The organism is Actinophytocola glycyrrhizae (assembly GCF_042653545.1).
Taxonomy (GTDB): domain Bacteria; phylum Actinomycetota; class Actinomycetes; order Mycobacteriales; family Pseudonocardiaceae; genus Actinophytocola; species Actinophytocola glycyrrhizae.
The window spans coordinates 1,109,657-1,123,057 of the sequence record NZ_JBHSIS010000002.1 but is presented as its reverse complement, the minus strand read 5'-3'; the positions used below and the strand labels follow the sequence as shown (position 1 = coordinate 1,123,057).

At 71.1% G+C, this 13,401-nt stretch carries 14 protein-coding genes; 10 read left to right on the top strand and 4 right to left on the bottom strand.

All coding sequences use genetic code 11. The annotated features are described in order from the left end of the window. Positions 1 to 21 precede the first annotated feature (21 nt). From ACFPCV_RS05095 to ACFPCV_RS05070, 6 genes are all read left to right on the top strand, one after another. Positions 22 to 903, top strand: a complete 882-nt coding sequence (locus ACFPCV_RS05095; protein ID WP_378054826.1) for an ABC transporter ATP-binding protein — start codon at positions 22 to 24, stop codon at positions 901 to 903. Positions 904 to 926: 23 nt separating this feature from the next. Beyond that, a complete protein-coding gene (locus ACFPCV_RS05090; RefSeq protein WP_378054825.1) occupies positions 927 to 1,664 on the top strand; it encodes a hypothetical protein in 738 nt (245 codons plus the stop codon). 19 nt (positions 1,665 to 1,683) lie between these two features. Continuing rightward, the gene (locus ACFPCV_RS05085; protein WP_378054824.1) at positions 1,684 to 2,904 is read left to right on the top strand and encodes a macrolide family glycosyltransferase; all 1,221 of its coding nucleotides are present in this window, start codon (positions 1,684 to 1,686) and stop codon (positions 2,902 to 2,904) included. A gap of 106 nt (positions 2,905 to 3,010) precedes the next feature. Next, a complete protein-coding gene (locus ACFPCV_RS05080; RefSeq protein ID WP_378054823.1) occupies positions 3,011 to 4,255 on the top strand; it encodes a macrolide family glycosyltransferase in 1,245 nt (414 codons plus the stop codon). Next, positions 4,248 to 5,210 (top strand): NAD-dependent epimerase/dehydratase family protein, encoded by a 963-nt coding sequence (locus tag ACFPCV_RS05075; RefSeq protein WP_378054822.1) that lies wholly within the window; start codon positions 4,248 to 4,250, stop codon positions 5,208 to 5,210. The genes ACFPCV_RS05080 and ACFPCV_RS05075 overlap by 8 nt, the downstream gene beginning before the upstream one ends. Further along, entirely contained in the window at positions 5,207 to 6,430 is a 1,224-nt protein-coding gene (locus ACFPCV_RS05070) for a macrolide family glycosyltransferase (RefSeq protein WP_378054821.1), read from the top strand. Before ACFPCV_RS05075 ends, ACFPCV_RS05070 begins: the two co-directional genes overlap by 4 nt. 12 nt (positions 6,431 to 6,442) lie before the next feature. Here ACFPCV_RS05070 and ACFPCV_RS05065 read toward each other — a convergent pair whose 3' ends face one another. Beyond that, on the bottom strand, positions 6,443 to 7,639 hold the full coding sequence (locus tag ACFPCV_RS05065; protein ID WP_378054820.1) for a cytochrome P450: 1,197 nt from the start codon (positions 7,637 to 7,639) through the stop codon (positions 6,443 to 6,445). Positions 7,640 to 7,890: 251 nt separating this feature from the next. On the opposite strand from ACFPCV_RS05065, the gene ACFPCV_RS05060 reads away from it, so the two are divergent. Continuing rightward, positions 7,891 to 8,283 (top strand): hypothetical protein, encoded by a 393-nt coding sequence (locus ACFPCV_RS05060; protein WP_378054819.1) that lies wholly within the window; start codon positions 7,891 to 7,893, stop codon positions 8,281 to 8,283. An 86-nt stretch (positions 8,284 to 8,369) separates the two neighbouring features. Here ACFPCV_RS05060 and ACFPCV_RS05055 read toward each other — a convergent pair whose 3' ends face one another. Continuing rightward, positions 8,370 to 9,554, bottom strand: coding sequence for a 3-hydroxyacyl-CoA dehydrogenase NAD-binding domain-containing protein (locus tag ACFPCV_RS05055; protein WP_378054818.1), 1,185 nt, complete (start codon positions 9,552 to 9,554; stop codon positions 8,370 to 8,372). A gap of 211 nt (positions 9,555 to 9,765) precedes the next feature. Here ACFPCV_RS05055 and ACFPCV_RS05050 point away from each other — a divergent pair, with 211 nt between their 5' ends. Further along, positions 9,766 to 10,668 carry a hypothetical protein gene (locus tag ACFPCV_RS05050; protein WP_378054817.1) on the top strand — a complete coding sequence of 301 codons (903 nt, stop codon included), beginning with the start codon at positions 9,766 to 9,768 and terminating at the stop codon, positions 10,666 to 10,668. 410 nt (positions 10,669 to 11,078) lie between these two features. Here ACFPCV_RS05050 and ACFPCV_RS05045 read toward each other — a convergent pair whose 3' ends face one another. Further along, positions 11,079 to 11,693, bottom strand: coding sequence for a hypothetical protein (locus ACFPCV_RS05045; protein ID WP_378054816.1), 615 nt, complete (start codon positions 11,691 to 11,693; stop codon positions 11,079 to 11,081). Positions 11,694 to 12,009: 316 nt separating this feature from the next. Between ACFPCV_RS05045 and ACFPCV_RS05040 the strand changes: the two genes are divergently transcribed. Both ACFPCV_RS05040 and ACFPCV_RS05035 read left to right on the top strand, forming a co-directional pair. Further along, a complete protein-coding gene (locus tag ACFPCV_RS05040; RefSeq protein WP_378054815.1) occupies positions 12,010 to 12,390 on the top strand; it encodes a histone-like nucleoid-structuring protein Lsr2 in 381 nt (126 codons plus the stop codon). Positions 12,391 to 12,641: 251 nt separating this feature from the next. Beyond that, positions 12,642 to 12,803: a hypothetical protein gene (locus tag ACFPCV_RS05035; RefSeq protein ID WP_378054814.1), complete on the top strand. Its 162-nt coding sequence runs from the start codon at positions 12,642 to 12,644 to the stop codon at positions 12,801 to 12,803. Positions 12,804 to 12,874: 71 nt separating this feature from the next. On the opposite strand, the gene ACFPCV_RS05030 is transcribed toward ACFPCV_RS05035, so the two are convergent. After that, on the bottom strand, positions 12,875 to 13,360 hold the full coding sequence (locus ACFPCV_RS05030) for a hypothetical protein (RefSeq protein WP_378054813.1): 486 nt from the start codon (positions 13,358 to 13,360) through the stop codon (positions 12,875 to 12,877). Positions 13,361 to 13,401: the final 41 nt, after the last annotated feature.

Genomic DNA, 13,401 nt, shown 5'->3' with positions numbered 1-13,401 from the left:
ACCGAGGAAAGGAAACACCCCATGAATGAGGTTCTGGCCCGCGCCGTCGGCGTCACCCGCCGCTACGGCGACGTGACCGCCGTCGACGACGTGAGCATCGAGATTCCCGCCGGGCAGGTGCTCGGCCTGCTCGGCCCCAACGGGGCGGGCAAGTCCACGATCGTCAACATGTTCGTCGGCCTGCGCCGCCCGACCGAGGGCCGGGTCGAGCTGTTCGGCCACAACCCCCGCGACGTCGTCGCCCGCAGGCGCATGGGGGTCACCCCGCAGGAGACCGGCCTGCCCCAGACGGTCCGCGTCGGCGAGGCCGTCGACTTCGTCGCCTCGCACTTCCCGGACCCGATCGACACGGACGAACTGCTCGCCCGTTTCGCACTGACCGACGTCGTCCGCAGGCAGACCGGCGGCCTCTCCGGCGGCCAGATGCGCAGGCTCGCGGTCGCGCTGGCCTTCGTCGGCAAGCCCGACCTGGTGTTCCTCGACGAGCCGACCACCGGTCTCGACGTCGAGGGCAGGCACACCCTGTGGGCGGGCATCCGCGAGTTCAACGCCGGGGGCGGCACCGTCGTGCTCACCAGCCACTACCTGGACGAGGTCGAGCAGCTCGCCGAACGCGTCGTGATCATCGACCGCGGCCGGGTCGTCGCCGACGACAGCGTCGAGGCCCTGCGCAGGCTCACCGGCCTGCAACGCGTCAGCGTCTCCATCCCGGAGGTCCCGCCGCTGCCCGGCGTCGAGGGCGTCGAGCACGCGGGTGACCGCACCCACCTGGTGACCCACGACGCCGACCAGCTGGTGCGCGACCTCGTGCGCTCCGGCATCCCCTTCAGCGGTCTGGAGATCCACGCCGGCTCGCTGGAGGACGCCTTCCTCGCCCTGACCGCCAAGACCCCCGCCGTCTGACCACCCCAACGGAGTCCGCCGCCATGAAATCGATCATCGTCTACTCCCGGTTCCAGCTCCTCCAAGCGATGCGCATCCCGATGATGTACGTCGCGCTGCTGTTCATGCCCAGCGTCGGCATGGTCCTGTTCGTCATCCCCGCCGTCGGCGACGACCCGGTGGCCGCCAGCATGGCCACCGCGTCGATGTGCCTGTTCGCCGTGCTGACGATCTGCGCAGCCCAGTACGCCATGGACATCTCCATCGGCCGCACGCAGCCGTGGGGCACCTACGTGCGGACCCTGCCGGGCGGCCCGCTGCCCAAGATCGTGAGCATGCTGGCGTTCAGCACGGTGCTCGTGGTGTTCTCCTGTGTCCCGCTGATCGCGCTCGCCGGCGTCACCACCTCGGCGAGCGTGTCCGTCGAGGGCCTGGTGCTCGGCTTCGGCGCGCTGCTGCTGTCGGTCGTCCCCTTCGGACTTTTCATGACCGCCGTCGGCTACTCCGTGACCCCCATGGCGATCGGCCCGGTGACCTCCCTGGTCCCGATCCTGATGGCCTTCGTCGGCGGCTACTTCACCAACCCCAACGCGACCGAGGGCCTGCTGGCCACGCTCACCCAGTTCCTGCCCACCCGCGGCCCGGCCGAGCTGGTGTGGGCCGCGGTCGGCGGCTACTCGGTGAACGTGATCTCGATGGTGTCGTTCGTGGTGTGGACCGCGGTCTTCGCGGCCTGGGCCTACCGCGCCTACCGCAACGACGAGGGCAAGCGGTACGCCTGATCCGAGGAGGGCAGTGCCGGTGAGCAGCCACATCATCGTCGTCAACAACCCGGGGCTTGGCCACGTCCTGCCCACCATCGACACGGTCGCCGAACTGGTTCGCCGGGGGAACCGGGTCACCTACACCGCCACCGGCGCGGCGGCCGGGCTCGCGGCCGCCGCCGGGGCGGAGGTCCTGGAGTTCGAGTCCGTCCTGGCCGGGGTCGACCTGGCCGCCGTGGACACCGCGGGCGAGTCGCACCGGCTGCTCCCGCTGCAGGTGCGCGAGAGCGAGGCGATCCTGCGCGCCGTCACCGCCCGCTTCGGCGCGCATTCGCCGGACCGCCCGGACCTGGTCGCCTACGACACGACCGTCTACCACGCGGGCCGCATCCTGGCCCGCGAGTGGGGGGTGCCCGCCGTCGCGCTCTGCGCGACGTTGTCCTCCAACGAGCACTTCTCGTTGGTGGACAGGTTCGTGGCGGTCACCGGCACGGGCCTGCCCCGCAACCACCCCGCCCTGCGTGAGTTCGGCACCCGGCTGCTGCGCCTGCTGGCCGCGCACGGGCAGGGCGACCAGACCATCGAGCAGTTCGTCGGCCGGCAGGAAGGTCTGCACCTCGGTTTCTACCCCAGGTCCTTCCAGTACGCGGGCGACACCTTCGACGAGCGGCACGTGTTCGTCGGCCCGCACCTGGGCGTCCCACCCGCCGACCCGTGGACCCCGCCGCCCGGCGACCGCCCGCTGCTGGTGGTCTCGCTCGGCACCAGCGTCCACCGCAAACCCGGCTTCTTCCGCACCTGTGCCGAGGCGCTGGGGGAGTTGCCGTACCGGGTCCTCATGACCGTCCCGGACGGACTGGACGGGCCGCTGCCCGCCAACGTGGCGACCCACCGCTGGCTGCCGCTCGCCGAGGTGCTGGCACACGCCGCCGGGTTCGTCTGCCACGGCGGACTGGGCAGCGTCATGACCGCGCTCGCGAACGGGGTGCCGGTGGTCGTCGTCGCCGACGGGCCGGAGCGGCTGGTCAACGCCGCGCGGGTCGAGGAGCTGGGCCTCGGGCGGTCCGTGCCCGAGGCGCGGCTGACCGCGCACCGGCTGCGTGGCGCCGTCCTGGAGGCCGTGACCGACCCGTTCGTGCGCGAGGCGGCCGAGGCGATGCGCGACGACATCCGCGACGCGGGCGGCGGGTCGCGCGCCGCCGACGCGGTCGAGGGCTACCTGAAGGTCGCGGGTGACCGCGCGAGGGAGGACAGATGAACGGAGCTTGCGGAGTGGATCAGACGACGCTGAGCGGAGCTTGCGGAGTGGATCAGGCAACGCTGGGCGACCGCGAGCGGCTCCCCGGAGCCTGCGAGGGGGAGTCGTGAGCCACATCGTCATCGCGGGTTGCGTCGGCGTCGGGCACGCGATCCCGACCCTGGAGACCATCGCCGAGCTGGTGGCCAGGGGACACCGGGTCACCTGTGTGACCGTCCCCGTCGCGGCCGCGACGCTGGCCTCGACCGGTGCGCACGTCATCCCGATCGACTCCGTGCTCGCCGGGGTCGACCTCACCGTCATGGACACCGTGGAGGAGATGGACCGGCTCATGGTCCTCGGTGTCGAGGAGGACCGGCGGTTCATCGCGGCCGCGGAGGACTACGCGGAGCGGGAGGGCCGTCCCGACCTGCTCGTCTTCGACGCCACCCGGTTCGCCGTCGGGCGGATCCTCGGCGTCAAGTGGGGGGTGCCGACCGCGGCGTTCTGCACCGTCCAGCTGTCCAACGAGCACTTCTCGTTCCAGGAGCGGGTCGACGCCAAGCGCGGCGCGCTGCCCAAGCGCCGCCCCCACGTCGCGCGGGCGCTGCGCGGGCTGGTGTCGTTGATGGCCGAGCACGGGCAGAGCCACCGCACGCTGGACGAGTTCTACCGCGTACAGGAAGGGCTCTACGTCGCCTTCTACCCGAGGGAGTTCCAGTTCGCGGGGGAGACCTTCGACGACCGGTACGCGTTCGTGGGGCCCAACCTCACCCTCGGCACCGACCCGGGGGACTGGCGGCCGCCTGCCGACGGCCGCCGGGTGGTGATGGTGTCGCTCGGCACCAGCGTGTTCCGCAACCCGGGGTTGTTCCGCACCTGTGTCGACGCGTTCCGCGACAGCGACTGGCAGGTCGTCCTGCACGCGCACAAGGGTCTCGACCTCGATGCGGTCGGTGAGCTGCCGCCCAACGTCGAGGTGCACGGCTGGCTTCCGCAGCTGGCGGTGCTGGAGCACACCGACGTCCTGGTCTGTCACGGCGGGCTGGGCACGTTGATGGCCGCGTTCGCCAGGAGCACCCCGGTCGTCGTGGTGCCGAACGCGGGCGAGCAGATGGTCAACGGGGACCGGGTGGTCGAACTGGGTCTTGGCGAGATGTTCTCCCAACGGGAGGTCACCGCGGCGGGCCTGCGTGCCTCGGTGGACGAACTGCACGCCGACGGGGGAGTCCGGGCCCGCGTCGAGGCCATGAGCGGCGCGATCCGGCGCGCCGGGGGCGGGGCGCACGGCGCCGACGTCGTCGAGGAGTACCTCAAGCGGTCCGCCGACCGGCCGGACCGGACACCGGGAGACGGGAACGGACATGGTTGAGACCCGCACACGCGTCGCCGTGCTGGGTGCCTCCGGCTTCATCGGCACCGCCGTCAGCCGCGCGCTCGCGCGGCGGCCGATCCGGCTGCGGCTGGTGTCACGACGGCCGCCACCCGTCCCCTACGACCCGGTCGCCGACGTCGAGATCCGCAGCGCCGACCTCACCCGGCCCGGCGCGCTGGCAGCCGCGGTCTCCGACGCCGACGTCGTCATCCACCTCGCCGCCCACTCCTGGCGGGCCGCCGACGAGGCCACCGTGGGCGAACGCGTCAACGTCGGCCTGGTCCGCGACCTCGTGTCCGTCTGCCGTGCCGGCCGCGGCAACCCGTTCGTGGTGTTCGCGGGCACCGGCCTCAACGGCGACGACCACATCGACCGCGTGCCGAGCGGCCCGCGCAGTGCCTACTGCACGCAGAAGCTCACCGCGGAGCGGACGCTGGAGCTGGCCACCCGCGACGGCGTGCTGCGCGCGGTGACGCTGCGCCTGCCGCCGGTCTTCGGCTACGAGCCGGGCACCCGCCCCAACATCGTGGAGACCATGGCCCGCAAGGCGCTCGACGGCGACGACCTGACCCTGTGGAACGACGGCACCGTCCGCCGCGACCTCGTGCACGTCGACGACGTCACCGCCGCCTTCATGGACACCCTGGACCACCTGGACGCCCTCACCGGCACCTACTGGCCCGTCGGCACCGGTCGCGGCGCCCCCCTCGGCAAGGTGTTCGCCGAGATCGCCCAGGTCGTCGCCGATCTCACCGATCAGCCCGCGGTCGCGGTCACCTGCGTGCCGCCACCGGCCAACTCGCTGTCCACCGACCGGCTCGACGTCGACATCGACCCGGCCCGTTTCCACGCGGTCACCGGCTGGCGGCCCCGGCTGTCCCTGCGCGACGGCGTGATCAGCACCGTCGCCGCCCTCACCGGCGAGCTGGTGGAGACGGCAGGTGCCCGGTGAGCCACATCGCGTACTTCAACAACTCCGGCTACGGCCACGTCATCCCGACGCTCGGGGTGGTCTCGGAGCTGGTCGACCGCGGCCACCGCGTCACCTACGTCACCGGTGACCGGCTCGTCGACACCGTCGCCGCGACCGGTGCCCGCGTGCTCGGCTACGACTCGCAACTCGTGCACGTCGATCTGTCCGAGATGGTCGACGCCGACGCGACCTCGCGGATGCCCGGCATCTACCTGCAGGAGACCGTCGACATCCTGGCCGCCGCCGAACCGGTGCTGGAGCTGGACCGCCCCGACCTGATCGCCTTCGACATGACCGTCTACCACGCGGGCCGCATCCTGGCCCGCAAGTGGGACGTGCCTGCCGCCGAGTGCTTCCCGTGCCTGGCGTCGAACAAGCACTTCTCGTTCCTCGACGCCATGCTCGGCACGATGACGGACAAGGGCAGCTGGGGCCACCCCGCGCTGCGCGCGTTCTTCACGAGGCTGAACGGTGTCCTGGCCGACCACGGCCAGTCCGACCGCACCGTCGAGGAGGTCATGGGCCAGGTGGACGACCTGAACCTGGTCTTCCACCCGCGCCGGTTCCAGCCCGCCGGCGGCTCCTTCGACGACCGGTTCACCTTCATGGGCCCGTGCCTGGAGTACACCGAGCGCGCCGAGGCGCCGTGGCGCCCGCCGGAGGGCGCGGGCCCGGTCGTGCTGATCTCGCTGGGCACCAGTGTGAACCGGCAGCCGGAGTTCTTCCGGATGTGCGTGGACACCTTCGCGGGCACCCCGTGGCACGTCGTCCTCGCGGTGCACAACGCCGTCGACCCGGCCGGCCTCGCGCCCCTGCCACCCAACATCGAGGCGCACTCGTGGATCCCGCACCTTTCGGTGCTCTCCCACGCCGCCGTGTTCGTGTCCCACGGCGGCCTCGGCAGCATCATGGGCGGGCTGGGACAGGGTGTGCCGCTCGTGCTCGTGCCGTCCTCGCCGGAGCACAAGGTCAACGCGCACCGGGTCGCGGAACTCGGCCTCGGTCGTGTCGTGCGCCAGGAGGCGCTCACTCCGCAGCGGCTGCTGGCCGCGGTCGGCGATGTCGCGGCCGACCCGCTCACCACCAAGCGCGTCACGCGCATGCGGGACGAGATCCGGCAGGCGGGCGGTCCCGCCGCGGCGGCCGACGCGATCGAGCGGCGCATCGCCGCCCACCGGCGCGTGGCCGCCGTCGGGTGAGGAGCGCCCGGTTCACCGGGACAGGCGCAGCGGCAGCTCTTCCAGCATGCGGAGGTTGAAGTGCTCACGGTAACGCGGCTCGTCCACCGCCAGCTCGATCTTGGGGTAGCGCGCCAGCAGCGTCCCGAACACCCCGCCCGCCTCGACCTGGGCCAGCATCTTGCCGATGCAGTGGTGCGGCCCGGCGCTGAACGCCAGCGAGCGCACCCCGGTGCGGCGGAGGTCGAGGCGGTCGGGGTCGGGGTAGCGCTCCGGGTCGCGGCCGACGGCGTCGAACGCGACGAACACCGCCTCACCCGCGGGGATCTCCTTGCCGCCGATCTCGACGTCGTCGGTGAGGACCCGGCAGGCGAACCGCGCCGAGGGATCGAACCGGGACAGCTCCTCGACGGCGGTGTTCATCAGCGACGGGTCCGCGCGCAGCGCATCCAGCGCGCCGGGGTCCCGCAGCAGGGCGAGCATGCCGTTGCCGATGAGGTTGGCGGTCGTCTCGTGGCCCGCGTTGTAGACCAGGCCCACGTTGGCCGCGATCTCCTCCTCGGTGAATCCGGCGTCGGATCGGGCCATGAGCGAGACCAGGTTGTCCTCGGGGCCAGTCACCGTGTCGACGTCGGCCAGCATGCCCGCGGTGTAGGCGCGGATCCTGGGCTCGGCCTTGTTCATCGCGATGAGGCGGCGCGGGGTCACCGTGCGGTCGATGACGTGGCCCATCGACTCGCTCCACACCCGCAGCGCCTCGCGGTCGGGTTCCGGCACGCCGATCAGCTCGCTGACCACCGCGATGGGCACCGGGAACGCCAGCGTGGACATCAGGTCCACCTCGCGTGCGTCGTCGACCCCGGCCAGCAGCCGGTCGACGATCTCCGGTACCCGGGTCCGCATCCGCTCGATCACCTTGGGCGTGAACAGCTTCCCGACCACCCGCCGCAGCCGTCTGTGCGCAGGCCCGTCCTGCATCAGCAGCCACTTGCTCGCCGCCCGCACCACCGGGCTCGTCGGCCCGCCGCGGGCGCGCGCCCAGTTGGGGTTGGCTGGGAAGTCGCTGGACGCCGCGGGTGACTTGAGGAGGGCCTCGGCGTCCTCGTAGCGGAACAGCATCCAGTAGCCGTGCGGGGTCCGGTGGACCGGGTCGGTCTCCCGGAACCGCCGGTAGTAGGCGAACCGGTCGGCCCGCAGCCCGGGGTCCCCGAAATCGAAGTGCTCGCTCATGCCGCCCCCGTTGGAGGAATAACGCAGACGCAGCCGAGGATGTATTCCGAAGTCATCGCCGGTCAACTCCTATTCGTTTTCCGGGGGGTGCGTTGTCCGATCACCCCTGTGGCTCCCCGGACTGGCCGCCGGTAACCCCTGTCGCCCACTATGAGACGAATATCGCTTCGGTGTCCGGAGTGTTTCCGGGCAAGATTTATTTCTGACAACATCGTAGGTACGTGATTCTTTCCCATGAATCGGAGGAAATTGTGAAGTCCGTTTCCCGTGTCCTGTCCGCCGTCGTCGCCACCACCGCGGCCGGCCTGATCGCGGTGGTCGCCCCGGCCGCCGCCACCGCGGCCCCGGCACCCGGGATGTCCGCGGCCGAGTCCTTCTGCACCGCGAGCACGTCCGGCAACACGGTGTCGGGCAACTGCACCATCGACACCTTCCTCGGCCAGTTCGGCGCCACCTTCACCGGCACGGTCCAGACCAACGGCCATGGCTCTGGTGCGATCACGATGAAGGCGGGTTTCCTCGGCAACCGCACCGGCACCTGGACCGGCGGCCCGTTCCTGAGCGGCCAGACCGCCACCATCACCTACTCCATCCCGAGCCCGGTCGGCGCGTTCACCGGTTCACTGGAGGTCGACGTCCTCTAACCCGGAGCCCTGCCCCGCTGGCCTGCCCGGCTGCCGAGCGGTAGCCGGGCAGGAGCGGGGCAGGGACGCTCCCGGACGACAGGCGGTCAGCGGAACCCGCCGCCCGTCTTCCTGCCGAGCCTTCCCTTGGCCACCAACTCGGCCAGTTGTCGCGCGGCGAGGAAGTCCGGTTCGGGGAAGGCCAGGTGCAGCCTGCGCAGGATGGCGAGCGACACGTCCAGGCCGACCACGTCGAGCAGTGCGAACGGGCCAAGGGGATAGCCGAACTCGGTCGTGACCGCGGTGTCGACGGCCTCGGGGTCGGCACCGTCGCCGAGTAGTGCGACGGCCCGGTTCAGGTAGGCGAACAGCAGGTAGTTGACGATGAACCCGGTCCGGTCGCCGCATTCGACACCGGTCTTGCCCAAGCGCGTGCAGAGCGCCCGTGCCGTGGCCACGACGTCGGCCGCGGTCGCTTCGGTCCGTGCCACCTCGACCAGCCGCATCGCAGGCGCAGGGTTGAAGAAGTGCAGTCCCACCACGTCCCGTGGCCTGCCCGACGCGGCGGCGCACTCGGCCACCGGCAGACTCGACGTGGTCGTCGCCAGCACCGCCCCAGGTGCGCAGATCCGCCCGAGGCCGGCGAACAGTTCCCGCTTGACCGCCATGTCCTCGACCACCGCCTCCACGACCAGGTCGACGTCGGCCAGCGCGTCGCGCTCCCCGGCCGGGGTCAGCAGACCCAGCGCCCGGTCGCGCTCCGCCTCGGCCATCCTCCCCCTGCCGACCGACCGCTCCATCGACGCCGCGATCTTCGCCACGGCCTGCCCGGCCCGCCGCTGGTCCCGCCCCACGAGCACGACCGGCAGGCCCGCGGTCACCGCCACCTCGGCGATCCCACGCGCCATGGTCCCGGTCCCGGCCACGCCGGCACGGTCGATCCGCCGTGCCGTGGCCGTTCCGGTGACGGGCGTGCCGACCGGCCTCCGGTCGACACGCGCGAGATCCGCGAACGACGGCGAAGGCGCGAACGACGGGTCGCCGGTGGCGCTGTGCATGCGTGCCAGCACCCCGCGCACGACAGCCGCCCCGATCATGTCGATCATCGCGAAAGGCCCGGACGGCAGCCCGCACCCCAACCGCATCGCGGTGTCGATGTCCGACGCCGAGGCGTACCCGGTCTCCAGCAACCGCACGGCCCGGTTGAGGTAAGCGAACACCAGCGCGGCAGCGGGCCCTTCCGCCGCCACGCCGATCGGTATGTCGGGGGAGTAGCCAAGTTCGACGGCCATAGCCTCGATCTCCTCCAGTAGGAGTCCATGTGAACCAGTGGATTCACGATCGACCTGCCGCACCCACCGCCGTGCGGGGTCCTCCCCTGCACCGTAAGGACCCCCGGCAACCCCCGGTAACCCTTAGCTCCCCCTAGGCACCTGGCCAGAAGCCCTGGCCGAATCTCGGGCGAATGAACGGTGGGGGCGCGGGACTACTTATCATCGGCGGATGCGCCTGCTCGCCGTCGCACTGGTCGCGACCGTCCTCAGTGGCTGCACGAGTCCTTCCGGCTCCGGCCCCGAGACCGTGGGCGGGCCGGATGTCGAAGCGGTGACCGCGGCGCTGCGCGAACTGGATCCGTGTGCGCTGCTGCCGGACGCCGACGCCCCCGTGCGGACCGGCCCCTTCGCATGCCGCGTTGGGGACGACCCGGCGCTGACCGTGACGCTCGGCGTGTGGCTGGACCCCGACGTGCCGCGCGAGGTCATCGCGCTGGGCGGCGTGCGTGCGGTCAGCACGTCGAGCGATCGTCACTGCGCCACGACGCTGCTCACCGGCGCCGATCTCGGCATCGCGTTCGCCGCGGACACCGCCAGGACCGGTCTCGGCGGCTCGCTCTGCGCACTGGCCGAGGACGGGGCCATCGCGGCGGTCGATCTGCTGGAGAAGCCCGAGAGACTGGCCGCGTCGGGGCCGCGGCAGGACGCGTGCGAACTGTTGCGGCGAGCGGGCCGCGACGCGGGCATCGACGTCACCGAGGACACCGAACTGCGGTTCGGGCCGAACGCCGGCACCGGGCTCGGGCTGTGTCAGGCCCGCCAAGCGGTCGACGGCGGGTGGCGCACCCGGTTTTCGGCGCGGATCACCCACACCAGGTTCGGCTCGATCTCCAACGAGCGACCGGACGTCCTGGACGGTCGTGACGTACGGGTCTACGACACGGGCGATGGCTGTGAGTACGGATGGCGGGTACGCGAGTCCGGTGAAACCGCCCCGTACGCGGACACGGTGATCCAACTGCGCGGCGACAGCTGCGAGGAAGCCGCGAAGCTGGCCTCCGCGCTGATGCCCTCCGACACCGATCCGTCACCGTCGGTCGCGCCGAAGCGCCCGATCGTCCTGCCCGCGTGACAAGTGACGAACAGAGGCCATCTCGGGGATGGCGGGGAGACCCTTTGATGGTGGGCTTGTGTCACCGTCAGGGGTTGCGTTGGCAAGGCCCCGCTTCGCGGTGGGGCGCGTAGCGCCCGGGTTTGGTGCTGTGAAAGGCGCGTAGACGGCAGGAACAGGTGTCCCGAACGACGGGCTTTCACAACATCGCCACCGTCCCGAAAGCGTTGGAATCAATCATCCAGGAGGTGGCCTGGTGGTGATCCGCGTGTTGGTGTGCAGCGTCCACCTCCGCCTTCGGCCCAGTCGCCCGCAGACGTGACGACCGGCCCGCGGTGGCGGTGTTTCTGGTTGGAACGCAAGGTGACCGAACACCGGGATGGGCTTGGTAAGCCGGACAGGCTTCGTGTCTCGCCACATCTCGTTCCCGCCTACCAGTCCGGTAGACGGCCGGCGGCGCGGTCCATGTCGGTGCAGTAGTCGGTTGTGCCGAGTTTTCCTGGCCAGGAGATGCCCGCCCAGAACGCCCGGGTGACCGGGTCGTCCGCGATGCGTGTCGTGGACCAGAGGTATTCGGTCGGTGCGGCGAGTGCCAATGCCGCGGCGATGAGGACGCGGCCGTATCCCCGGCGGGGTATGTCGGTGCGTACGTGTTCGATCACGCCGCGCTTGCACGGTCCGCAGATCGCGAGGTCGACGTCGGCTTGTGTCTCGCCGTCGATCCGGAGCGAGAGCTGGCCGACGCCGCCGCGCAGTGGTGGGGGAGTCCGGACCAGGACCAGGCCGGAGCTGGGTGCGGTGCCGGCGTCGTACTGCCGGGCGGGGTCCACCAGGCACCAGGTGGCCAGCGGGTCGCCGAGTGCGTGGCAGGCGCCGCAGGTGATCGCGGTCAGGCCGTACCGGTGGTGGTAGCCCGACCGCACGGTGGCGATCGCCAGGTTGTGCCCGCGCGGGCACTCGGTGGGGGAGCGGTCGCCGGGCGCGGGCCGGACCGGCACCGCGCGGCCGTACATCCCGCGCTCGAGGTCCCGCCGCTGATCGCTCATGTGTTCGATTATGGGCATGGTGTGTCCACATGCGAAAGACGTGCCTCCGGTGAGAGGGCTCACGGGCGCGCCGCGTGCGTGATGCAGAACGGATGCGTTCCATGCGCCGGTGGAGCGGTCCCTGGGTGAGTGGTCCGCATCGTCTCCGGTCGAATGGGTGCTCGCGCCGGCGGGTGGTCGGAGTCGAATCTTGCGCTGGGTCGGGATTGGGCAGACGTGATTCCGTGGCGGTCTTTGTTGTCGAATTTCTGATGGTGTATGTTGTATGCAGGGCGTATCGGATATCGCGTGTCTGGCTCCGTGTGAAAGTAGGGAAATGGCTCAGAAAGTATTGGTGCGGCTGGTCGACGACCTTGATGGCACCTCTTCCGAGGACGTGTCCACGGTCTCCTTCGGGCTTGACGGCGTGGAGTACGAAATCGATCTCAGCGAGCGGAATGCGGAGAATCTTCGCAAGGAGGTGGCGGAGTACGTCGCCGCGGCGCGTCGTACCGGTGGTCGGCGCCGGCGAGGCACGTCGCCCAACGGCGAGTCGGCCAACCGGGGCGAGGCGGGCGTCATCCGCGAGTGGGCACTTGAGAACGGCTACGAGCTGTCCGCCCGTGGCCGGATGCCGAGCCACGTCGTCGAGGCGTACAACGCGGCCAGGACGGCAGAGGCGCAGCCGGCGAAGCGGAAGACCTCTCGCAAGAAGTAGCGACCCGACTCCCCGGGGGTGTGATTCACGCCCCCGGGACACCGGTCATCCCGTCGCCCTGCCGGTACGTCCGTCCACACCCCCGGGCTGGAGATCCCCCGGGCTGACGGTGACGCGGCGGTGGACGGCATGAGTTCCGGAACACCGGGTAGACGGCCACATGACCATTCCCGACGAGCAGCACGGCACAGCGTCCCCGCCGGACCTCGTGCACAAGGCCCTCGACGACCCATGGGCGGGTGAGCTACCACATGACTGACTCCGCTGAGACCCCGCTGAGCCCCGATCCTCCGCACGCGCCGGGCACACCGCGCCCGGAGGCCCCGGACGTGCCGGAGCCGGACCCCCGGCAGGAGGACCCGCGCGCGCAGGATGCCGAGGAGGAGACCGGCGCGGTGGAACCACCGGACTGAGCAGGGCGCCACGCGAGGACCGGCCGGGGCTCGCGCCTGCGCGGCCCCAGGCCCGGAGCGCGTCGCCGATGTCATCCGGGTGACCGGAATGCCTCGGTCCCTGCGCTGACGCGCAGCGGTTCGAGCTCGGCGCGTTGCCGGTCCGCGCGGTCGATCAGTTCGTCGAAGTCGATCTCGGGCAGTCTCTCGGCAAGACCAGCGAGGTCACGCAGGGTCGTCCACAGTTGTTTCTTGCCGTCGATGCCCATCGCGAGGATCTCCACCTCCTCGAACCTGCTGAGCGGCGAGTAGGTCCGGAGCCTGCCGTTGAGCTTGATCCTGCCCGCCCGTTCGGCGAGCACCGCCAGGCCCGTCTTCACCGGATTGGCGCGGACCCCGAGCCTGCGCATGATGCCGCGGAAGGTGGTGACGTCCTCGGCGATGGCGGTGGCCACCTCCCGCAGCGGCGCACCCGCCGGGCGGTCGCGGTTGCCGTGTGCGCAACGTCGGGCCAGTTCCCGCCACACGATGCCCATGGCCAGTTGGTCGTTCAGGTAGATCCCGAGAAAGCGGTCCATGACTCGTGCGTACCCGGTCGCGGTCCGCGGAACCGCGGTGG